Genomic DNA, 22,916 nt, shown 5'->3' on the forward strand with positions numbered 1-22,916 from the left:
GAAGCCGTGTTTTTCTGTTATTTTTCAACTCCAATAAAGGATCCATGATTAGGCTAATTATTCATAAAAAATACTGGAGTTAACTTGATGAATTAATATTTAATTATGAACAAATATAATAAAAATATAAAACTCAAAAGAAATAAATCATTTTTTATATTTAAAATATTATATATAAACAATTTATTTAAATATACCGATCCTCCTTCTCTTCTACTTCTATCATAGAATTTACAACAAATTTTCAATCACTTACCTTAAAAAATTGTATATTTGCCTTTATAGAACAAATTATCATATAAAGGTTTAGCTCATATCATGAAACATTTACTATCACTTATCGTCCTATTCTTAAGTTATTACCTCCAGATACAATCAGCCGAATTATTTCTCGAAGCCGAAAGTTTCGAGAAAAAAGGTGGATGGTCTATCGACCAACAATTCATGGACCTAATGGGCTCTTCCTACCTAATAGCTCATGGTCTTGGAACTCCTGTAGATGATGCTACTACTACCGTAAACTTTCCTCAAACAGGAACATACTACATCTACGTACGAACATATAACTGGACGAGTCCATGGTACACAGGAGACGGACCCGGAAAGTTTACATTAACTATTGACGGACAACCTGTAAAAACAGAATTAGGAACTACTGGCAATTCTTGGATGTGGCAAGAAGCTGGAAAAATAAATATAAAAAATACACAAGTAAAAATAGGGTTACGGGATTTAAGTGGTTTCGATGGACGATGTGATGCAATTTATTTTACAACCAATAAAGATATACTGTTACCCGTTAGCGATAAGGCTTTGCAGGAATTTAGAAACAATGCTCTAAAAATACCTTCAAAACCACAAAGTGCTGGTTCTTTCGATTTTGTAGTTATCGGCGGTGGTATCGCTGGTATTTCAGCAGCAGTATCTGCAGCCCGGCTGGGATGCAAAGTCGCCCTTGTAAACGACCGACCAATATTAGGTGGCAATAACAGCTCAGAAGTACGTGTTCATCTGGGTGGACGTATAGAAGTTGGACCTTATAAAGCATTAGGTAGTCTACAAAAAGAATTCGGACACAGCCGTGGAGGAAATGCTCAGCCCGCAGAGTTTTATGAAGATTCTAAAAAGGAAGAAATTGTCAAAAAAGAAAAAAACATTACATTTTTCCCCAATTATAGGGCCATTTCTGTCAAAATGGATGGGAAAAAGATAAAATCCATTACGGCCAAACATATAGAAAACAGTCAAGAAATAGAATTGTCTGCACCTATATTCTCCGATTGTACAGGAGATGGGACCATTGGTTATCTTGCTGGTGCCGATTACCTCATGGGACGTGAAGGTCGTGACGAATTCGGTGAAGACATAGCTCCTGCCAAAGCAGATAAAATGACTATGGGAGCTTCCGTACAATGGTATTCGAAAAAAGAAGAAAAAACATCCAAATTTCCACACTTCCATTACGGAATAAATTTTAATGATGAAAACTGCGAAAAAGTTACCATGGGCGAATGGACTTGGGAAACTGGGATGAACAAAGACCAAATAAAAGATTTCGAGCGCATACGTGATTATGGGCTATTAGTCGTATATTCCAATTGGAGTTATCTCAAAAATGATTTAAAAGATAATAGTGAATACAAAAAGAGAAAATTAGACTGGGTTGCTTATATCGCCGGCAAACGAGAATCACGTCGATTATTAGGTGACTATATATTAAAACAGGATGATATTGAAAAAAATGTATTTCACGAAGATGGTTCGGCTACTACAACTTGGTCAATAGACCTACATTTTCCCGATCCGAAAAATTCTAAACACTTCCCTGGAAATGAGTTCAAAGCTGAAACAAAACATATAAATATCTATCCTTACCCTATTCCTTACCGTTGTCTCTATTCTCGTAATATCGATAATCTATTTATGGCGGGGCGTAACATAAGTGTAACTCATGTAGCTCTCGGTACAACACGAGTAATGCGTACTACCGGAATGATGGGAGAAGTCGTTGGCATGGCAGCCTCCCTCTGTAAAAAATACAATACATTTCCCCGACAAATCTACTTTTATCATCTCAATGCTTTAAAAGCTCTTATGACTCAAGGTGTAGGAAATAAAGAATTGCCCAACAATCAGGTATTTAATTTAGGAGGGACTTTATCTACTCCACAACCTTTTCCCAATAGATAATATAAAAATATTCGCCTATTATTGATAATAAAAAATGCTTATTTCTACATTTGCAATATAAAATCAAAGATAAATTTAACAATATTCAAGTATCTATTCAAATTTTACTTTTATGAGAAAAATTATTCTGATATTATTTTCATTAGGAATCAGTATTATGTTATACGCAAATACCAAAACAGAAAAAATTTTTGAAAGTAAAAATAATGAACTACAAGACATAATATTAAATAAACCCAACTTAAAACGAGGAATACCTATTATGCAAGCTTTAGAAAAAAGACAGTCCACCAGGCAATTTTCTTCAAAAGAACTTTCTCTACAAGATATATCTGATCTATTATGGGCAGCAAACGGTATAAATCGTCCTGAATCCGATAAAAGAACTGCACCATCTGCTATGAATCATCAAGACATAAAAGTATATGTATGTACAGCTAAAGGTTCTTACTTATACAACCATCAAAAACATACTCTTGTCCCAATTTCTTCTGGAGACAGCAGACCTGCCGCAGCTCCTGTATGCCTTATATTGGTCAGTGATACAAACAAAGAGTGGGGAGCTATCGACGCCGGCATTGTATCCCAAAATATATCTCTTTTCTGTTCAGGGACAGGACTTGCAACATACCCTCGAGGCAGTATGGACAAAGACACACTTTACAAAGCTCTCAAACTCACCGGACAACAGGCTATAATGCTATGTCATCCCGTCGGATATTTTGTTCAATAAACAAACAGACTTAGTATATAGAAATAAAAAGAGGATACGTCGAAATGATGACGCATCCTCTTTTTATCAAATCCCAGGGAATCAATACTTTGTTTGACGAATAGCATCAATAAGCCTATCAAAATCCTTAGGGTATACATCTCCAATATTTCCAATACGAAAAGTATCGGCTTGAGAAATTTTTCCCGGATAAATAACAAAACCTTTTTCCTTCAACTGAGTATAAAACGATTTAAAATCAAAATCCTTTTTCGGATACAAAAAAGATGTAATTATTGGAGACTGGATATCATCGGGTAACAAAGTCTCAAAACCTAACGAACGCATGCCCTCAACTAATATCCGGTGATTTTCAACATATCGTTTATTTCGAGCCTCTACACCTCCTTCGTCAACCAATTCCTGCATAGCCTGCTTAAACGCCCGTACAACATGAGTTGGAGAGGTAAATCGCCATTTCCCATGACCTTTTTCCATTGTTTCCCATTGAGCATAAATATCAAGAGAAAGAGATGGAGAAATGCCCTTACATCTCAACAATTCTGACTTTCTTGCTATAATAAAACCAAATCCAGGTACACCTTGAATACATTTATTAGCACTACTAATCATAAAATCGATCCCTAATTCTTCAACATCCATAGGAACTCCACCAAAACTACTCATAGCATCTACAATGAATTTCCGTCCATGTTTTCTGACTACTCGGGAAATCTTTCTTAACGGGTTTAGAACCCCAGTAGTAGTTTCACAATGGACAACAGCAACATGAGTTATATCAGGATTTTTTAATAAGTGCTCTTCAAGAGTTATCTCCGAAACCTGAGATATTTCATCAAACTCAATAATGTCATAATTCAACTTATGATATTCTGCAATCGTTCCCATACGATCACCATAAGCACCATTACTTAGAATAAGTAATCGATTTTGTGGAGCAATAGCACTTCCTAAAACAGCCTCAACACAATAAGTGCCACTTCCCTGCAATAAAATTGCTGTATACAATTCAGGTTTCTTCGTCGCCAAAGCAACCAAATTATGCCGTATTTCTTCTACTATATGCAAATTGTAATCCTCGTCCCATGTACACCAATCGGCCATCATTACTTGTTTTACAGTATCAGAGGTAGTTAACGGTCCAGGAGTCAATAAAATATAAGGTTTCATTGTTCGTTTATCTATAATTAATTATTCAAAATTCCATTTTATGATTTATAATCTCTACAATTTCCGGTAATTCCTCAATCGTATCCACAACATAATGAGCCCCTGCATAAAGCATACGACGTCGAACTTCAGCTTTTCTCTCATTCAAAACATCAGAATCCAACTCTTTAGTTTCTGCTAATGTCAATCCCATTTCATTACTTCCCAATATGACCCCGACTGTCCATACCCCAGCACTAACACCTTCCTTTATATCGGCAATCGTATCTCCATATTTGATTATATTTTTTACTGATGGCACAGAAAGATCTATCATATTTTTATATATCATATAAGGATATGGACGGCCTGCAGGTAAACCATCCGGTGTCACGCAATTATCGACACTATACCCTTTCTTTTGGGCTTCTGGTAACACTACATCCATCATGGCACGTGTATACCCTGTCGTAGACCCTATCTTTATGCCACTTTTTCTCAAATCCGACAATATCTCAATAACTCCAGGTATAGGATCGGTATATTCTCTCAATGAAGAAAAAAGATACTGTTCAAATTTTTCATTCATTGCTATAACATCCTCTTCATTCCATCCCCGATTATATTTCTTTTCAAACGCTGTTGTTACCTCATGCATCTTAAACAATTCACGAATATGGTCTATCTTTGCCATTCCCATAGGACGACGGGCCTGTTCCATCGTTATCTCTATACCTATTTCATCAAAAGCTTTTAAAAAAGCCGCTACCGGAGCAAAACATCCATAGTCTACGGCAGAGCCGGCCCAGTCCATAATTATGCAATCAATTTTATTCATATTGCCTTTATTAAAAAATGATATAATATTTTTCTTAAATTGTAGTCGATTTAATACTAAAAGAACGTTCAGTAAAAACTTTATCTACCGGAGATTTCAACGTAAAATTATGCACCTTCCGATATCGTTGTACTAAATAAATAACCGAACACAAAAATACAATAAAACAAATAACTCCAACATATCCCGATAACAGATTATAAAATTCGAGCCAATTTATATCAGGATTAAAAAATTCTTTTGCAACCAATACAAGAACTGTCCCAGTATATCCGATAAAATCAATAGTTGCAATAAAAAAGCCCACATTTCCTCTTATCTTAAAACATGCTATAAAACGGTCAAAAAATATAGTCTGAAAACTAAGATATGATATATAAAGACATAAACTTTGAATAAAAAGCCATGTCAAAGGACTAAGCTGCAATTCATAATAATGAAATGCTACAAAGCTCAACGTCGCAGCTCCTCCCATTACAAGAAATAATAGTAAACACAAAACTTTAATATTGCTCCTTATCAGAGACATAGAACCAAAAATAATTAATATTATCACCGTTACAATTCCATCGACACGGGCAAATAACCAAGATGAATAATTATGAGTATTTACATCCAATATTTTTACCAAAAAATCTTCTTTAATATCCTGTAGAACCGTGATAAAAAGATTTGCAAAAAACAGCATAGTCAATAGCGGCATAAAACTTCTAAATAGTTCCATACGTCCCTTACTATCCAAAGTAACCCTCTCTGTCCTTAGTTCTTTGTCCCGCGCATCCGGCTGAGGCATACGATTAAGAAGATATCCTAATAATGACAATAAAGGAAATGCAAAAGCTCCAATCAACGCTGGCATCCAGAATTCACTAACATGTAATGTATCAATAACAAATAATCCGATAGACTTTGCTGTTCCAGAACTCACAGCAATACTCAAGCCCATTAAGCTAGCCAACAAGTCAGTTACTCTTCGTCCCTCTAAAAAACTAAAAATAACTCCCCACATACATCCCAAAGAAAGCCCATTAAAAAATAGAGCAAAAACATTAAAAGGACGAGGTAAACAGCCAAACAATACCAATGATATTTCAGCAACAGCAACCGATGTTATCATAAATCGTAAACGTCCCTCTTTTTTCAATTCTGAAATCATCTTTATACCGATAAATTTCGAAATCAGATAACCGAAGATTTGGATAATGCTCGTTGCAACTTTATAGTCTAGTCCAAAAAACTCTAATCCTTCAAACGTTGCAGCTGTAAAAGGTTTTCTTAAAGCATACACTAAAGCATATGAGAGTAAAGCTGCTCCACCAGCCCAAAAGACAAATAATATATTTGAAATTTTTTCTTTCGTTACCAACGACAATTTATTTCCCAATATCATAATTACTTTCTTTGATTTTGGGACAAAAGTATAATGCCAATTTTAGCAAAAAAATGAATATTTATTATTTATAATCTTTATAATCAAGGTAAAAATAAAGTAACATTAATGTAACATTTATGCAATTATATTATCACATCGAATCTTGATTTTTGTAAAATAAATGATAAATTAGGGTATATAATGGACGAATTATTTGAAATATATAAGCAAATAGAATATTTAAGAAATCGTGGAGTAAAGATGAAAGAAATAGCTGATTATACCAACTTAGCTCCCAGTGTACTATCTTCTTTATACTCCAATGTCCTACCTACATTTGCCAATACAGTACGTAAGGGTACTCCAAAAGAAGAAGCCCTAGATTATGCATTATCCCAAGTGAATAACGTTTCAAAGAAAAAATTAATGGGAAATATTCAAGAGCTGAAAACTCGCCTCTTCGAACTGGAACCTTCCCTCAACCATTCAAATAAAGAAAATCAATTTATTGAAATGTTAAATGAAGAAATGCAACATTCTGCCCAAGAAATATATAATTATAGCGGAATCTACATGAGTTACAGCCTTTCCTCATCTACCGATAGCCTGAAGGCTGAACCGTATCTAATCGCTTCCTCTGAAGGAAACGACTATGTACAAGTAACCCATATGAGTGCATACCATTCTACTCATAGAGGAATAGGATTGCTGAACAATCATCAAAATGCATATATCATGTTCAATGAAAGAGAAACGCCACAATTAGCTCTATTCACAATATATCTACAATTACCGATGTTTGACTATCCTCAGATGCTCAAAGGGCTTTATTTATGTCTCGACTATAACCGTAATCCTATCGCTCGACGTATTGTATTCGTAAAAATATCAGATAGCACCTGTATGGATGACTTCTTAGAACTAAAAGGTGAATTGATACCCAAAGATAAACTAACTGCAGAACAAGAAATATACTATAATTATACTTGCCAAGAAGGGGATTATATCAAGACTTGTACTGTTCCTTCCCCTCAACTAAATGAGAATGACCTCATCAAGGAAAAAAAAATACTAAATGACTAAAGTATAACGTCGAAAATAAAAAAGGCTGTCTCAAAATAGAATTTCATCAGTATAAAACTATAAGATGAAATCTCTCCAAAGTCCCCCCCTTATTTCCCTCTTTTTCTGTAAAAAAATAGGGCTGAAATAATATATTTTACAATCCAATTTACAACCTTATAAGTAAGGCTGTCTCATTTGTAAATTGAAGTATCCCCAAAAGTCTTGTGTCTGACTTTTGGGGGACATTTCAATTTCTATATAAAATATTCTCATCAAAATTTGAAAAAATTTTTCGCATTGTAATAGCTTATATCCTCCACCATTTGATTAACTCGCTCTATTTCAGAAACCGGTATTTCCCCATTTTCAATATCTCGTCCTATCAAATTACACAACGTGCGACGAAAATACTCATGGCGCGGATAAGATAAAAAACTACGAGAATCAGTCAACATTCCTACAAAACGGCTCAACAATCCTAAAGTAGACAATGCATTCATTTGTTTCTCCATACCATCTTTCTGATCAAGAAACCACCAACCCGAGCCAAACTGAATTTTTCCAGGAATAGAACCATCTTGAAAATTACCAATCATAGTAGCTATTACCTCATTGGCACAGGGATTGAGATTGTACAAAATTGTTTTTGTCAATTTCCCCTTCGAATTCAATCGGTCTAAATATTTTGCCATAGCCTTTGCCGTCATAAATTCGCCAATTGAATCAAATCCGGTGTCCGGTCCCAACAATCTAAACATATTCGTATTATTATTACGAATCGCCCCATAATGAAATTGCTGAGTCCAACCTGTTTCGTAATCCATTTCTCCGAATATTACCAACATGGCCGACTTAAACTTTAAAATCTCCTCATATGTTAAGTCCTTACCTCCATACACTTTATTAAATATAACTCTAATCTCAGCGTCGGTATAATCTTCTGCATAAAATTCTTCAATTCCATGATCAGATAACTTACAGCCTTGCTCTGCAAAAAAATCATGCCGATTCTGGAGTGCCATTATCATATCATCAAAAGACGATATACAGACTCCACTGACTTCTGCTAACTTTTCGACATAATTCTTAAAATCAGCAGGAACCTCTACCGCCATTGCCTTATCAGGACGCCAAGTCGGAAGCATTTTTATCTCAAAACCACTTTCACGTGTCTTTATATGATACTCCAATGAGTCTATAGGGTCATCAGTCGTACATACCACTTCCACACGATAACGGCGCATCAAACCTCTGGCTGAATATTCTGGATGAGACAACTTTTCATTACATTCATCATATATTTCTCGAGCTGTTTTAGAATTCAATATTTTATCTATGCCAAAAGCTGTCTTAAGTTCAAGATGTGTCCAATGATATAAAGGATTGCGCATAGTGTAAGGAACAGTCTCTGCCCATTTTTCAAATTTTTCCCAATCTGAAGAGTCTTTCCCTGTAATATACTTTTCGTCCACTCCATTTGTTCTCATCGCACGCCATTTATAATGATCACCCCCCAGCCAAATTTCCGTCAAACTTCTAAATTGATGATTATCTGACACCATTTTAGGTATCAGATGACAGTGATAATCTATAATCGGCATTTTAGCTGCATGCTCATGATATAATTGCTTAGCCATATCGGTCTCAAGCAAAAAATCTTTTCCCATAAAATTCTTCATATCGATATCCTTCTAAGTATGTTATTTCAATTACTCATATCTACACAGAAAAATATTTTTCCGTGTCCGAGCACGAAAATACGACTTTTTTATGTCATACCAAAATTTTACTTTATATTTGCCACAAATTAAGTAACAATTTTTAAATCGTGTGCACACACGAATAATAATATATAAGTAGAATGTGTAAATTACCAGATAAAATACGAATAAAAGATATCGCTGCCCTGGCAGGAGTCTCTACTGGTACAGTAGACCGTGTTTTACATAATCGTGGTGAAGTTTCTCAAAAAAGCCGAGAAAAAATAGAAAAGATACTTACAGAATTAAATTACCAACCCAACATATATGCTACAGCCTTAGCTTCAAAAAAAAAATATACATTCATTACTCTACTACCTGAAGCCAAGAAAGGAGAATACTGGTATGATATAAAAATAGGAGTAGACAATGCTGCTAAAGAACTTTTAGATCTAAATATTAACGTCCAACAAATCTTCTTCGACCAATACAATGAGACATCTTTCATTCAATCTATAAATACTATTCTGATACAATCTCCTGATGGAGTATTATTAGCTCCTGTTTTTAAAGAACAAACGATAATCCTCACAAAAGAATTAAGAATCAAAAATATTCCATTTGTATTTATCGATTCAGATATTTCTGAACTCAATGCATTGAGCTATTTTGGCATGCATTCGTTCAAAAGTGGATATCTCGCAGCAAAACTTTTATTAAAAGACGAAAAAAATAATTCCGACATAGCTATTTTTCAAGCATATCGCACCGGAAACTCCGAGTCAAATCAAACAGAACTACGGATAAACGGATTTAAAAAATATATATCTGACTATTATCCTGATACTGTCATTCATTCGGTAAAAATATATGCTCACGACACGGATAAAAACGATAAAATTTTAAAAGACTTTTTCAATCATTATCCTCAAATAAAGAAAGGGGTAACATTTAACTCCAGAGCTTATCTGATTGCGGATTATTTAACCACAAATTATATAGATGATATCAAACTCATCGGATACGATTTATTAGAAAAGAATGTTATAGCATTAAAAAAAAATAAAATTTGCTATCTATTGGCACAACGACCAGAGATACAAAGCTACAAAGGATTAAAAGCTTTATGCGAATACAAAATATTCAAAAACAAAATAAAACGAACAAACTTTATGCCCATTGATATATTAACACAAGAAAATATTGATTTTTATCAAGAATTTACCATTATCTAAACTAATACAGAATCAATTATTACAATAAATCATCTTTTAAAATATCAAATAATGAAGACATTAAACAGAAACACTATTAAAACAAACAGATATCCTGAACGTATCATTCAATTCGGTGAAGGTAATTTTTTACGAGCATTCGTAGACTGGATTATCTACAATATGAATCAAAAAGCCAATTTCAATAGTAGCGTCGTTGTCGTACAACCACTCGAAAAAGGTATGATAAATGTATTAAATGAACAAGACGGATTATATCACGTCAACCTTCAGGGGTTGGAAAATGGGAAAGCTGTTGACAATATACAACTTATTGATGTAATCAGCCGAGGCATAAACCCTTATACTCAATACAACGAATATATCAAGCTCGCTGAAAATCCTGAAACACGATTTATTATTTCAAATACAACAGAAGCAGGAATAACTTTTGATCCACAATGTAAGTTGGAAGATATTCCGGCCAAATCATATCCAGGAAAATTAACACAACTATTGTATCATCGTTTCAAGACCTTCAACGGAGCTCCAGATAAGGGCTTCATTATTTTTCCTTGTGAGCTCATTTTTAACAATGGTCATGAACTTAAAAAATGTATCGAACAATATATCGAACTTTGGAATCTCGGACACGAATTCAAAAAATGGTTCGATACAGCATGTAGCATATATTGTACTTTAGTAGACCGCATTGTCCCCGGCTATCCCAAAGACTCGATAAACGAAATATTAGAACATATACAATTAGAAGACAAATTAGTCGTAAAAGGAGAAATCTTCCATTTATGGGTTATCGAAGCACCTCAATCTGTATCTAAAGAGTTCCCGGCAGATAAAGCTGGACTAAATGTATTATTTGTACCCAGCGAGAAACCGTATCATGATCGTAAAGTAACTCTTCTGAACGGACCTCACACTGTTTTATCTCCAATCGGATATCTTTCCGGCTTAAATACAGTAAAAGAATGTTGCGAATCACCAGTCATCGGCAGATATGTAAAAAAAGTAATGTATGACGAACTACTCCAGACTCTCGACCTGCCTCAAGAAGAACTAATACAATTTGCAGATGCAGTAATGGAACGTTTTCGGAATCCATTTGTAAAACATTTCGTCACAAGTATTATGCTCAATTCTTTTCCTAAATTTAAAACCAGAGACCTACCGGGACTTAAAAAATATTTGGAAAGAAAAGGAGAATTGCCTTCAGGCTTAGTACTTGGATTAGCAGGCATTATTGTCTATTATAAAGGAGGAAAAAGAGGAAATGACGAAATAATACCTAATGATGACCCAGCAATCATTGAATTGCTTTCAAAATTATGGGCTGAAAATAATATGGAAAATCTCGCTAAAGGAGTCCTTGGTGCTACATTTATCTGGGAAGAAGATTTAAATCTCATACCCGGATTATCTAAAAAATTATGTGGCTACTTACAAATGATTCAAGACAAAGGAATGGAAGAAACCGTCAAATCAATTCTATAATATGTCTACCGTTAATTTCATAAAAATCAATCCAGATGACAATGTGGCTGTAGCCATTCATCCTTTAAAAAAAGGAGAAAATATTACAGTAAACAATAAAAATATAATAACCATACAAGAAGATATTCCTGCAGGCCATAAAATTGCCCTAAAAGATTTTAACGTAGATGAAAATATCATTAAATACGGATATCCAATAGGTCATACCATAACACCTATATCTCAAGGGTCTTGGATAAATGAGAAAAATATAAGGACAAATCTCAAAGGTATTCTCAATTACGAATACACTCCAGCTCTGACTCATATTGATATTCAGAACAAGAGCCTTACTTTCAAAGGTTATAGACGCAAAAATGGGGAGGCAGGAATACGTAATGAAATTTGGATTATACCTACAGTAGGATGCGTAAACGGTATTGTCAATCAATTAGCACAATCTTTGCGACAAGAAGCAAAAGATTCTCATATTGATTCTATTGTCGCTTATACTCATAACTACGGTTGCTCCCAATTAGGTGACGACCATGAAAATACTCGTAAAATTTTACGAGATATGGTATTACACCCGAACGCTGGAGGAGTTCTGCTCGTCGGACTCGGTTGCGAAAATAATCAACTAAACTCATTTAAAGAATTTCTTGGTGAATACGATACAGAACGGGTACGTTTCATGGAATGTCAGAAGGTCGACGATGAATTTGAGGAAGGAATGAAACTCCTAAGAGAGCTATATAAAATAGCCTCAAAAGATAGGCGTATCGAAATGCCTATAAATAAACTCCGTATAGGCCTTAAATGTGGTGGTTCAGATGGCTTTTCCGGCATTACAGCCAATCCTTTATTGGGGGTATTCTCAGACTTTCTTATCTCACAAGGAGGCACAGCTGTATTAACAGAAGTCCCGGAAATGTTTGGAGCCGAAACCATTTTAATGAATCGTTGCGAAAATCGCGAAATTTTCAACAAAACAGTACAGCTTATCAATAATTTCAAAAAATATTTTATAGACAATCATCAACCTGTATACGAAAACCCTTCTCCCGGGAATAAAGCCGGAGGAATTTCCACACTTGAAGAAAAATCTCTTGGCTGTACTCAGAAATGTGGCAAATCTCCCGTAAGAGATGTCTTAAGATATGGGGAAAAAATACAAACTCATGGGCTAAATCTACTAAGTGCACCAGGCAACGATCTTGTTGCAGCCACTGCCCTCGCAGCCAGTGGTTGCCAAATGGTACTATTCACGACAGGACGAGGTACACCTTTTGGAACATTCGTCCCAACAGTAAAGATATCAACAAATACACCTCTTTACAAACATAAGCCCGGTTGGATAGACTTCGATGCAGGTACCCTACTCGAAAACGAAAATATGGAATCTCTTGCCAATCGATTTATTAATTTCATTATCGAAATAGCCAGTGGAAAATATACCCAGAATGAAAAGAAAAATTATCGAGAGATAGCCATATTCAAAACAGGTGTCACTTTATAAAATAATCTCAAAAAATAAAAATACTAGAGTATCATTTATTTACTCTGGTATTTTTATTTATACAGACAAAAATTATTATTTTATTCTCTTATCTGAAAATGAAATACGTATTTTTGCCAATAATAAACATTATCCTTATGATGTATTCTATAAAAGAAATATATAAAATAGGCAACGGTCCTTCCAGTAGTCATACCATGGGACCACAAAAAGCGGCAGAACTTTTTCTTAAAAAACATCCAGATTGCAAATCTTTTCATGTCACCTTATTTGGAAGTCTAGCTGCAACAGGAAAAGGTCATATGACAGATGTAGCCATACTTAACGTTTTACAAACTGCAGGAGAAGTTGAAATTGAGTGGCAACCTAAGATTTTCCTTCCTTTCCACCCTAATGGAATGGTATTCAAAGCCTTAGATTCTCATAAAAATATTATTGATAAATGGACTGTTTATAGTATAGGTGGTGGGGCATTAGCTGAAGAAAACAAACCTATGGAGAGTTCAAATCCAATTTACAACATGCACCATATGAATGAAATCCTCAATTGGTGTGAAATCAATGGTAAGAATTACTGGGAATATGTAAAAGATTGTGAAGAATCAGATATTTGGGATTATCTATCCGAAATATGGAAAGCTATGAAAGAAAGTATAAAAAGAGGCCTTGATGAAGAAGGAGTATTACCTGGACCACTACATTTAAGAAGAAAAGCCTCAACCTATTTTATAAGAGCATCTGGATATAAACAACCTTTACAATCCCGGGGATTAGTCTTCGCATATGCACTGGCAGCTAGTGAAGAAAATGCATCCGGAGGAAAAATAGTAACAGCTCCGACCTGTGGTTCATGTGGAGTACTGCCAGCAGTTTTATATCATTTACAAGAAAGTAGATCATTTAGTGACATACGCATATTCAGGGCTCTTGCTACTGCAGGACTAATCGGTAATATTGTAAAAACAAATGCATCTATTTCCGGGGCAGAAGTCGGTTGTCAAGGAGAGGTCGGCGTTGCTTGTGCCATGGCTTCCGCTGCCGCTAACCAACTATTCGGAGGCAGCCCAGCTCAAATAGAGTACGCAGCAGAAATGGGTCTGGAACATCACTTAGGTATGACTTGTGACCCAGTATGCGGTATGGTACAAATTCCTTGTATAGAACGAAATGCTTATGCTGCAGCTCGGGCTTTAGACGCAAATATTTACGCATCTTTTAGCGATGGAATACATCGAGTTTCCTTTGATAAGGTTGTAGACGTCATGAAACAGACAGGACACGATCTGCCTTCTCTTTACAAAGAAACTGGAGAAGGAGGGCTAGCCAAAGATTATCAACAGATGTAGTAATCAAACAGAACTTTTAAACGGACCGATTGTTTATCAGATTGTATAGTTATCTTAAAAAAATATACAAATGAAAACAAAACCCGATTTAAGTTTTTGGGCACTTTGGAACATCAGTTTCGGATTTTTTGGAGTACAAATTGCATATGCCCTGCAAAGTGCAAATATCAGTAGAATATTTGCAACTTTAGGAGCAGATCCTCATGAATTAAGTTACTTTTGGATATTACCCCCTTTAGCAGGAATCATAGTACAACCTATCGTAGGATATACTAGTGACCGAACGTGGACCCGCTGGGGACGACGCATTCCTTATCTCTTTATCGGATCTGCAATCGCTGTATTGGTAATGTGTTTATTACCTAACGCCGGACACTTTGCCCATATCATAAATGTTATGTTTTTCAGCCTTGTTGCACTGATGTTTCTCGATACTTCAATTAATATGGCAATGCAACCCTTCAAAATGTTAGTAGGGGATATGGTCAATGAAAAGCAAAAAGGCCTGGCCTATTCTATTCAGAGTTTTCTTTCCAATGCCGGAAGTCTAGTCGGATATCTTTTCCCTTTTATTTTCACTTTCATCGGCATCAATAATACAGCAGAAAAAGGTCTCATTCCAGACTCAGTCATTTATTCATTTTATATCGGAGCAGCTATTCTTATATTATGTTCTCTTTATACAAGTATAAAGGTAAAAGAAATGCCTCCTAAAAAATTCGAAGAATTTCACAGAATCTCAACCACACAAAAAAAAGAAAAAAGTGATTTTATATCACTTTTGAAAAACGCCCCAAAAGTATTTTGGACAATAGGATTAGTCCAGTTTTTCTCATGGGCAGCATTCATGTACATGTGGACTTACACCAATGGAGCCATAGCTGCAAATGTATGGGGAGTCATTGATACTTCTTCAGCCGCATATCAAGAAGCTGGCAACTGGGTCGGAGTCGTATTTGCAATACAAGCTATCGGTTCCGTTTGTTGGGCTATCATACTACCATTGTTCAAATCCAGGAAAATAGCTTACTCTTTAAGTCTGGCTTTGGGTGGAATAGGTTTCATATCTACGCTTTTTGTACACGAGCAACATCTTTTATTTTTACCATTCTTTTTAATAGGATTTGCATGGGCTGCTATGTTAGCAATGCCATTTACTATACTTACCAATTCCATATCAGGGAAAAATATGGGAACTTATCTTGGGTTATTCAATGGTACAATATGTATCCCGCAAATCATAGCCGCACTTGGTGGAGGAAGCATTCTCCACATGTTAGGAGGTCTACAGATAAACATGTTAGTTTTAGCAGGAATATTTTTACTCATAGGAGCCATATGCGTATCTTTCATCAAAGAAACGTATGCCGAGTTACCTTCTAATAAACTTCAATCATAAACATAGATAACAATGAATATAATACATTTCGAAACAATAAATACTTAATTTCTTATTCTCTGGTTCCCATCCGTTGCCTTACCACTTCATACATCATAATACCAGCAGCTACCGACACATTAAGAGAGCTTATCGTACCCATTAATGGTAAAGCCGCTCTATGGTCACAAATTTTCAATACATCTGCAGAAACCCCTGTATCTTCTGCTCCCATAACAATAGCTACAGGGCCACAATAATCAATAGATGTATAATTACACGAAGCTTTTTCCGTTGCTGCTACAATCCTAAGCCCACTATTCTGCAAAAATCGTATAGCTTCAAACACAGAATATTCTCGGCATACCGGTATATGATGTAAAGCTCCTGCCGAGGTTTTTATAGCATCAGCATTTACAGAAACACTATTCCGTTCAGGAATCACAATAGCATCGGCTCCTGCACACTCACAAGTCCTAGCTATAGCCCCAAAATTACGTACATCAGTTACCCCGTCAAGAACTACAATAAATGGTATTTTCCCTTCCTCGTACAACGAAGGAATAATATTCTCAAGCTTTTGATAAGTAACCGCAGAAATAAAAGCAACCACTCCTTGATGATTTTTTCGAGTAATACGGTTTATTTTTTCTATAGGAACTCGCTGTACAACAATATTCTGCCCTTTAACAGAAGCAAACAGTTCTTGCACTAATTCACCCTGTAAGTCTTTCTTAATTAATATTTTATCTATATCTTTCCCAGCCTCTACTGCCTCTATTACCGCACGAATGCCAAAAATCATTTCATTCTTTTTCATAACAAAATATTGTCGTCTAAATTAAAACCTAAATACTAAATATTTTTCCCCAATAAAACCCGCGCATTATTCATAGCTTCATCTGTCAACTTTGCGCCACTCAACATACGGGCAATTTCCTCTATACGCTTTCTATCTTTCAGTTCTTCAATATGAGTTTGCGTACTTATCTCCGTATCCTGTTTATATACTCGATAATGATGTCTGCCTTTTGATGCAACTTGAGGTAAATGAGTTATACTTATTACTTGCATATACTGAGACATCTCCTGCATAATGTCTCCCATTTTGTCTGCAACTTCTCCTGATACTCCCGTATCCACCTCATCAAAAATAATTGTCGGTAAAACCGTTACATGGGCAATAAGGGCTTTTAAACAAAGCATCAATCGTGAAATTTCTCCACCAGACGCAACTTCTGCAACAGGTTGCATAGACTGGTTTTTATTTGCAGAAAAAAGGAAACATATCTGTTCAGCTCCCATTTCATCTATTTCTGGTCGTGGTACCAACTCCACCTCAAAACGAAGATTAGGCATTCCCAACAAACGAGCTTTTTCTTCCAATAACCTTGAAAATTCCGCAGCAGCTAATTTTCTCGATTCTGTAAGTTTTACAGATATTTCTAATAACAAAATGTATCTGTCTGCAATCTCTTTTTCTAAGGCATATATTTCTTCGTCCGATGTATCTATTCTTTCCAATCTACTTTCCAATTGACTTTGCACCTCAAGTAATTCTTCTATCGTCTGCACCTGATGTTTTTGTTGCAAACGATATATCATATCTAAACGGTCCTGGACTTGGACTAAACGTTCTGAATCTATACAAATACTATCTTCCTTCCCCGATATTTCTGCTGAAATATCTTTCAATTCAATATAAAGTGACTGCAAACGTCCTGTTAATTCTCCCAAATCAGGATAAATCCGTAATAAACCTTGAGCACGACTAATCAAAGTTTTCAAAATTGGTAGGATTCCTCCCTCATCACCCGATGCTAACTGAGATATAGTGTATAGCTCACCTTTTATCTCTTCAGCATGGCTCAATATCTTTTGCTCTTGTTCAAGAATTTCCTGTTCTCCTTCTTTTAACTGGGCATCTACAAGTTGAGAGAGCTGAAATCTGAGATAATCTTCCTCTTTTTTCCACTCGACCCTTTCCTCCTGTAACTTCAGTAACTTCTTTTTTGCCAATTTATAATTCTGAAAATCAGATTTATATTGTAACAACAAATCATTATTATGTCCCCATACATCAATTACATGTAATTGGAATTTGTCATTTCCAAGTAATAAATTCTGATATTGAGAATGTATATCTATCAACCTTTCCCCTAAATCCTTCAACTGGGCTAATGAAACCGGTGTATCATTTATAAAAGCCCTGGACTTGCCGGAAGACAGAATCTCTCTTCGAAGAATACAAGCACCATCTTCATACTCTAAATCCTGTTCTTCAAAAAAAGACCTCAAATGATAGTCTGAAATATCAAAAAAACCTTCAATAATAGCTTTCCGACTTTCATCCTTGATGACACGAAAGTCTGCTCTCTGCCCTAAAATAAGAGATAATGCTCCTAATATAATAGATTTTCCAGCCCCAGTCTCTCCTGTAATAGAGGAGAACCCGGAATAAAAATCTATATCCAAAGCATCAATTAAAGCATAGTTCCGAATCGATAATTTTTTGAGCATATCAATATCAACGATTTTCTTTACGAATTTCCTGTAACCGAGTATTTTCCGTAGGATAGATTCCAATCAACAATTTGTAAATCTCATCCTTTTCTGTCTGCGGAGCCAACGAATAAATATTTACAAGCTCATCTAATTTAGAATCACTAAAAAGAGGCAACAATACCGAGGTAGATGCCGCCTTATATACTTCTTCTATCATTTTAACAGCATCGGTCACCGCAGCTCGGCCTTTATCCATGCTCAGTGCCATTTCATCAAGGCCTTTACGATGATAATTATACCACAATGTCCGGAACATCTCTGTACGCTGGTCAGTAAACGCTGTCACTAAAGCATGCCGGTTACGCGTATCTTCGAAAGCCTTCCAACCTACTTCCATCGATGACTGTCCCATATTTACAATTTGTTCGGCTCGTTGAAAAAAAGGTGTCCCTCCTTTCAATGAAAAACTATCAAAATCAAGTCCTAATATCATATAAGCATAAAAATCAACCACTGCAGTCAAATTACTTTCAATAGTGTTTTCATTATACACTAAAGGCTCATATTCTTGATAAGTAAATTCAAAGCTTTTATCTTTGAAATTAAATAATGTTGTAGCATACGAAGCATTATAGACTGGACGGCGAGACTGTACTTGCAAATCACATTTAAAACGATTATCTGTAACCTCATTAACAGTAATTACTAAACTACAATCAATCTTTTCCGATATGGAAATCTGGGCTTCACTCCATTTTCTATTATTAACATATTCGGTCAAAGCCTGTTCCAATGTAGTAAATACTGATTTATTAGTCCCCTGTATTTTATCGCTGTTAACTTGCACACGGCAATTCAATTCTTGTGCAAAAGATAAACAAGAACTACATAATATTACTAATATTAACAACGATTTTTTCATCATTCCCAATAATTAAAAATACATATTCAAAACATCGACAATATCAGCAGCCACTTCCTTTTTAGCTTTAGTTTCGAATACCAATTTATTCCCACTTTTCTCGATTATCGTAATTTTATTTGTATCACATTTAAATCCTGCACCCTTATCTTGCAATGAATTCAACACAATAAAATCAAGATTTTTCCGATTCAGCTTTATCCAGGCATTTTCTTCTTCATCATTTGTTTCTAACGCAAAACCAACTAATACTTGGCCCGTTTTCTTCATTCGTCCCAAAGCTGCTGCAATATCTTTATTCGGCTTCAAACGTAACAACAAATCATCCCCTGTTCGTTTTATTTTCGCTTCGTTCCGGATCTCTGGAGCATAATCAGCTACCGCAGCACACATAATCGCAGCAGACATATTAGGAAACTTATCCACAACTACATTATACATTTCCTCTGCCGACTCAACATCAATTCGCTTGATATTAGGATGTAGTGCTTGTAGAGACACTGGACCAGCAATCAATGTCACATCAGCACCTCGTTCAGCACAAACCTCTGCCAATGCAAATCCCATCTTACCAGACGAATAATTACCTATAAAACGTACAGGATCAATCTTTTCATATGTCGGACCTGCTGTTATTAAGATTTTTTTACCAGACAATATCTCTTTTCCCTGAAAATAAGCCTCCAAAATTTCCACAATCTTATCAGGCTCCTCCATACGCCCTTTTCCATGCAAATGACTAGCTAACTCCCCAGTTGTTGGCTCTATTATAAAATTTCCATACGAACGCAACAAATCCAGATTACGACGAGTTGTAGGGTGAGCAAACATATCAAGATCCATAGCCGGAGCGATGAAAACCTTTGCTTTACTAGACAAATATGTAGTAATAAGCATATTATCTGCAACACCATTAGCCATTTTAGCAATTGTACTTGCACTTGCCGGAGCAATAACCATTGCATCTGCCCACAATCCTAAATCAACATGACTATGCCATGAACCATCATTTGCCGTAAAAAATTCGCTTATCACCGGTTTCCCTGTTAATGCTGACAAAGTGACTGGTGTAATAAATTCTTTTCCTGCAGGAGTAATAACCACTTGCACCTCTGCCCCTTTCTTCACCAAAGCCCTGATAAGATACGCTGCTTTATATGCTGCAATACTACCAGTTATTCCTAATACAATATTTTTCCCTTTTAACATAATTCCAAAGAATTAATATTGACATAACTCAAAAGGACATTTCAAAAGCTCTCTTTATACTAAATCTTAACCCCACTTATGGCTAAACACTTATTAGTATTACTCCTTTTGAAATGTCCTTTAACGTCCCTTCTTATAAAACCCTCATCGCTTGAGTTCTCGCAATTTGATATTAGTTATCACATTTTTTGTATTAAGAGTAAAATCTCCCTGCATCATCCAGCCATAATAACCTATATCTGTTTTGAAAACCTCAGAAACTGACCGCCCTTTATATTTACCAAAATTAAACACTTCTACTCCATCCTCATTATATACAATACGACCAGCAAAATCTACATTTTTAGTATGAGTAGAAAACTCAGCAAGAGCAGCCATATCATTCTGAAGATCAGGGTAACGGTCAAGCTGAGACTTCAATACCTCATAAGTAGCACGCGTATCAGCCTCCGCCGTATGTGCATTATCCAAATCTTTATCACAATAAAACTTATACGCTGCAGACAATGTACGTTGCTCCATTTTATGGAAAATAGTTTGTACGTCAATCATTTTACGCTTAGACAGATCGATATCGACTCCTGCCCTCAAAAGTTCCTCTACTAACAAGGGAATATCGAACCGATTTGAATTAAATCCAGCTAAATCACAACCTTCGATATCTTTAGCTATATTCTTAGCGACTTCCTTAAATGTCGGACAATTAGCTACATCTGCATCTGAAATACCATGAACAGCTGTTGCCTCTGTAGGAATGGGCACCCCAGGGTTTATTCGTAATGTTTTACATTCTTCTTTCCCATTCGGATAAACTTTTAAATAACTTATCTCAACTATATGGTCTGTTGCAATATTAACACCGGTAGTCTCCAAATCGAAAAAGACAATCGGATTTCTAAGATTTAACTGCATTTCTCCTCCGTTATTTGTATCTAAATTCTTTAAAAATCAGTCAACATCATAGGCATCAACAACATCAACAGATCTTCGTTCGGTTGATTCTCTACAGGCAATATAAGCCCGGCTCGAGATGGATCAGATAGTTCTATTGTCACCTCTTGAGACGAGATATTACTCAATATCTCAATAAGAAAGGTCGACTTGAAACCAATCCCCATAGGATCACCCGTATAATTGCATGATACATTTTCCTCTGCAGAAGTAGAAAAATCTATATCCTGGGCCGAAACTTTTATTTGATTATCTCTCAACTGTAATTTCACCAAATTACTCGCTTGGTCCGAAAATACAGATACTCGCCGTAAAACATTCACAAACACTGCCCTGTCCACAATAATACGATTTGGATTATTCTGCGGAATCACTGATGCATAATTAGGATAACGTCCTTCGATCAAACGGCAATTCAATACAAAATTCGATAAAGCAAATACAGCATTCTTATCATCAAAAGTAATCGATACATCACCTGACTCTTTCGGCAAGATATTCTTCAATAAAGTTGCAGGCTTTTTAGGTAAAATAAATGAAGAAGTTAGTCCTGATTGTATCGAATCATTCTTACAACGCACTAATTTATGACTATCAGATGCCACAAAAATAATATCTTCTGGATGAATATCGATATAGATACCATTCATTATAGGGCGCAATTCATCATCACCCGTTGCAAAAAGAGTACGATTAATTCCATTAAGTAATACTTGTGCTGGCATTTGTAATGTCTTAGCATCAGCACTTAATGGAGATTTCTGGGGATATTCATCACCGTTAACCCCTATAAAATTGTACTTACCGTTCTGAAAATATAGAAAAATCTCTAAATTCTCATCGTTTATCTCAAATGTTAACGGTTGATCCGGCAGTTCTTTCAAAGGTTCAAGTAATATCTTTGCTGAAACAGCAAAGAGTCCTTGTCCTTCAGCTTCTAAAACTTCTATTTCAGTAGTCATTGTAGTTTCTTGATCCGATGCTGTCATCGTAAGGGTATTACCTTCCAACCGAAACAAGAAATTATCAAGTATAGCCATCGAATTTTTGGAATTAATAACTCTACTGATAGCTTGCAAATGAGATAATAATGCAGTACTGGAAACAATAAATTTCATAGGTCTCTATTTTTTATATTTTCTTTCTATTCCATATTCTATGAACATTCGAATCATCCAAAATGTCACAGGTATATTGAGGAACAAATGTAATCATTTTTCAGAAAAATAGAGCCAATTATATCCAAAAATCCCAACTAAAAAAGTATATTCTTTTTATCTCAATACAAAAGCCTTAATCCAACATCATTCCATTTTATTATTCCGTATTTCAATTTA

The 22,916-nt window shown here is 35.5% G+C and carries 18 protein-coding genes; 8 read left to right on the forward strand and 10 right to left on the reverse strand.

Annotated elements, in window-relative coordinates:
* Positions 1-318: 318 nt before the first annotated feature.
* Both BN2628_RS07360 and BN2628_RS07365 read left to right on the forward strand, forming a co-directional pair.
* Entirely contained in the window at positions 319-2,190 is a 1,872-nt protein-coding gene (locus BN2628_RS07360; protein ID WP_055096645.1) for an FAD-dependent oxidoreductase, read from the forward strand.
* Between the two features lie 112 nt (positions 2,191-2,302).
* Positions 2,303-2,923: a SagB/ThcOx family dehydrogenase gene (locus tag BN2628_RS07365; RefSeq protein WP_055096647.1), complete on the forward strand. Its 621-nt coding sequence runs from the start codon at positions 2,303-2,305 to the stop codon at positions 2,921-2,923.
* A gap of 81 nt (positions 2,924-3,004) precedes the next feature.
* On the opposite strand, the gene phnW is transcribed toward BN2628_RS07365, so the two are convergent.
* Genes phnW through BN2628_RS07380 form a run of 3 tightly spaced genes read right to left on the reverse strand, consistent with a single transcriptional unit; the run spans position 3,005 to position 6,300 of the window.
* The gene (gene phnW, locus BN2628_RS07370) at positions 3,005-4,093 is read right to left on the reverse strand and encodes a 2-aminoethylphosphonate--pyruvate transaminase (protein WP_055096649.1); all 1,089 of its coding nucleotides are present in this window, start codon (positions 4,091-4,093) and stop codon (positions 3,005-3,007) included.
* 25 nt (positions 4,094-4,118) lie between these two features.
* Positions 4,119-4,910: a phosphonoacetaldehyde hydrolase gene (phnX, locus tag BN2628_RS07375; protein WP_055096651.1), complete on the reverse strand. Its 792-nt coding sequence runs from the start codon at positions 4,908-4,910 to the stop codon at positions 4,119-4,121.
* A 34-nt stretch (positions 4,911-4,944) separates the two neighbouring features.
* Complete coding sequence (locus BN2628_RS07380; RefSeq protein WP_055096652.1) at positions 4,945-6,300, reverse strand: DUF5690 family protein; 1,356 nt, start codon at positions 6,298-6,300, stop codon at positions 4,945-4,947.
* Between the two features lie 183 nt (positions 6,301-6,483).
* Here BN2628_RS07380 and BN2628_RS07385 point away from each other — a divergent pair, with 183 nt between their 5' ends.
* A complete protein-coding gene (locus BN2628_RS07385) occupies positions 6,484-7,365 on the forward strand; it encodes a hypothetical protein (protein WP_044227939.1) in 882 nt (293 codons plus the stop codon).
* 254 nt (positions 7,366-7,619) lie between these two features.
* On the opposite strand, the gene uxaC is transcribed toward BN2628_RS07385, so the two are convergent.
* A complete protein-coding gene (gene uxaC, locus BN2628_RS07390) occupies positions 7,620-9,026 on the reverse strand; it encodes a glucuronate isomerase (protein WP_044227936.1) in 1,407 nt (468 codons plus the stop codon).
* A 182-nt stretch (positions 9,027-9,208) separates the two neighbouring features.
* Here uxaC and BN2628_RS07395 point away from each other — a divergent pair, with 182 nt between their 5' ends.
* The 5 genes from BN2628_RS07395 to BN2628_RS07420 all read left to right on the forward strand — a co-directional run bounded on the left by BN2628_RS07395 (position 9,209) and on the right by BN2628_RS07420 (position 16,013).
* Positions 9,209-10,282, forward strand: coding sequence for a LacI family DNA-binding transcriptional regulator (locus tag BN2628_RS07395; protein WP_055096654.1), 1,074 nt, complete (start codon positions 9,209-9,211; stop codon positions 10,280-10,282).
* Between the two features lie 51 nt (positions 10,283-10,333).
* Positions 10,334-11,770, forward strand: coding sequence for a tagaturonate reductase (locus tag BN2628_RS07400; protein WP_055096656.1), 1,437 nt, complete (start codon positions 10,334-10,336; stop codon positions 11,768-11,770).
* 1 nt (position 11,771) lies between these two features.
* The gene (locus BN2628_RS07405) at positions 11,772-13,268 is read left to right on the forward strand and encodes a UxaA family hydrolase (protein WP_021931175.1); all 1,497 of its coding nucleotides are present in this window, start codon (positions 11,772-11,774) and stop codon (positions 13,266-13,268) included.
* A gap of 140 nt (positions 13,269-13,408) precedes the next feature.
* On the forward strand, positions 13,409-14,614 hold the full coding sequence (locus BN2628_RS07415) for an L-serine ammonia-lyase (protein ID WP_055096659.1): 1,206 nt from the start codon (positions 13,409-13,411) through the stop codon (positions 14,612-14,614).
* Between the two features lie 70 nt (positions 14,615-14,684).
* Positions 14,685-16,013: an SLC45 family MFS transporter gene (locus BN2628_RS07420; RefSeq protein ID WP_055096661.1), complete on the forward strand. Its 1,329-nt coding sequence runs from the start codon at positions 14,685-14,687 to the stop codon at positions 16,011-16,013.
* 52 nt (positions 16,014-16,065) lie between these two features.
* Here the strand turns inward: BN2628_RS07420 and rlmB are convergent, their stop codons facing one another.
* From rlmB to dnaN, 6 genes are all read right to left on the reverse strand, one after another.
* Positions 16,066-16,812, reverse strand: coding sequence for a 23S rRNA (guanosine(2251)-2'-O)-methyltransferase RlmB (gene rlmB, locus BN2628_RS07425; RefSeq protein ID WP_044227921.1), 747 nt, complete (start codon positions 16,810-16,812; stop codon positions 16,066-16,068).
* Between the two features lie 35 nt (positions 16,813-16,847).
* Entirely contained in the window at positions 16,848-18,512 is a 1,665-nt protein-coding gene (gene recN, locus BN2628_RS07430; protein ID WP_021931179.1) for a DNA repair protein RecN, read from the reverse strand.
* Positions 18,513-18,519: 7 nt separating this feature from the next.
* Positions 18,520-19,422 carry a type IX secretion system protein PorD gene (locus BN2628_RS07435; RefSeq protein ID WP_055096663.1) on the reverse strand — a complete coding sequence of 301 codons (903 nt, stop codon included), beginning with the start codon at positions 19,420-19,422 and terminating at the stop codon, positions 18,520-18,522.
* A gap of 9 nt (positions 19,423-19,431) precedes the next feature.
* The gene (gene coaBC / locus BN2628_RS07440) at positions 19,432-20,631 is read right to left on the reverse strand and encodes a bifunctional phosphopantothenoylcysteine decarboxylase/phosphopantothenate--cysteine ligase CoaBC (RefSeq protein WP_044227911.1); all 1,200 of its coding nucleotides are present in this window, start codon (positions 20,629-20,631) and stop codon (positions 19,432-19,434) included.
* 141 nt (positions 20,632-20,772) lie between these two features.
* A complete protein-coding gene (locus BN2628_RS07445; protein WP_055096665.1) occupies positions 20,773-21,540 on the reverse strand; it encodes a 3'-5' exonuclease in 768 nt (255 codons plus the stop codon).
* Positions 21,541-21,569: 29 nt separating this feature from the next.
* The gene (gene dnaN / locus BN2628_RS07450) at positions 21,570-22,697 is read right to left on the reverse strand and encodes a DNA polymerase III subunit beta (protein ID WP_021931183.1); all 1,128 of its coding nucleotides are present in this window, start codon (positions 22,695-22,697) and stop codon (positions 21,570-21,572) included.
* Between the last annotated feature and the right edge of the window lie 219 nt (positions 22,698-22,916).

The organism is Gabonia massiliensis (genome assembly GCF_001403595.1).
GTDB classification, from domain to species: Bacteria; Bacteroidota; Bacteroidia; order Bacteroidales; family Coprobacteraceae; genus Coprobacter; species Coprobacter secundus.

What these genes read in the sequence shown, in the direction of transcription:
- BN2628_RS07360 (WP_055096645.1), top strand. Translation starts at nt 319, where the DNA reads ATGAAACATTTACTATCACTTATCGTCCTATTCTTAAGTTATTACCTC.
- BN2628_RS07365 (WP_055096647.1), top strand. Translation starts at nt 2,303, where the DNA reads ATGAGAAAAATTATTCTGATATTATTTTCATTAGGAATCAGTATTATG.
- phnW (WP_055096649.1), bottom strand. Translation starts at nt 4,093, where the DNA reads ATGAAACCTTATATTTTATTGACTCCTGGACCGTTAACTACCTCTGAT.
- phnX (WP_055096651.1), bottom strand. Translation starts at nt 4,910, where the DNA reads ATGAATAAAATTGATTGCATAATTATGGACTGGGCCGGCTCTGCCGTA.
- BN2628_RS07380 (WP_055096652.1), bottom strand. Translation starts at nt 6,300, where the DNA reads ATGATATTGGGAAATAAATTGTCGTTGGTAACGAAAGAAAAAATTTCA.
- BN2628_RS07385 (WP_044227939.1), top strand. Translation starts at nt 6,484, where the DNA reads ATGGACGAATTATTTGAAATATATAAGCAAATAGAATATTTAAGAAAT.
- uxaC (WP_044227936.1), bottom strand. Translation starts at nt 9,026, where the DNA reads ATGAAGAATTTTATGGGAAAAGATTTTTTGCTTGAGACCGATATGGCT.
- BN2628_RS07395 (WP_055096654.1), top strand. Translation starts at nt 9,209, where the DNA reads ATGTGTAAATTACCAGATAAAATACGAATAAAAGATATCGCTGCCCTG.
- BN2628_RS07400 (WP_055096656.1), top strand. Translation starts at nt 10,334, where the DNA reads ATGAAGACATTAAACAGAAACACTATTAAAACAAACAGATATCCTGAA.
- BN2628_RS07405 (WP_021931175.1), top strand. Translation starts at nt 11,772, where the DNA reads ATGTCTACCGTTAATTTCATAAAAATCAATCCAGATGACAATGTGGCT.
- BN2628_RS07415 (WP_055096659.1), top strand. Translation starts at nt 13,409, where the DNA reads ATGTATTCTATAAAAGAAATATATAAAATAGGCAACGGTCCTTCCAGT.
- BN2628_RS07420 (WP_055096661.1), top strand. Translation starts at nt 14,685, where the DNA reads ATGAAAACAAAACCCGATTTAAGTTTTTGGGCACTTTGGAACATCAGT.
- rlmB (WP_044227921.1), bottom strand. Translation starts at nt 16,812, where the DNA reads ATGAAAAAGAATGAAATGATTTTTGGCATTCGTGCGGTAATAGAGGCA.
- recN (WP_021931179.1), bottom strand. Translation starts at nt 18,512, where the DNA reads ATGCTCAAAAAATTATCGATTCGGAACTATGCTTTAATTGATGCTTTG.
- BN2628_RS07435 (WP_055096663.1), bottom strand. Translation starts at nt 19,422, where the DNA reads ATGATGAAAAAATCGTTGTTAATATTAGTAATATTATGTAGTTCTTGT.
- BN2628_RS07445 (WP_055096665.1), bottom strand. Translation starts at nt 21,540, where the DNA reads ATGCAGTTAAATCTTAGAAATCCGATTGTCTTTTTCGATTTGGAGACT.
- dnaN (WP_021931183.1), bottom strand. Translation starts at nt 22,697, where the DNA reads ATGAAATTTATTGTTTCCAGTACTGCATTATTATCTCATTTGCAAGCT.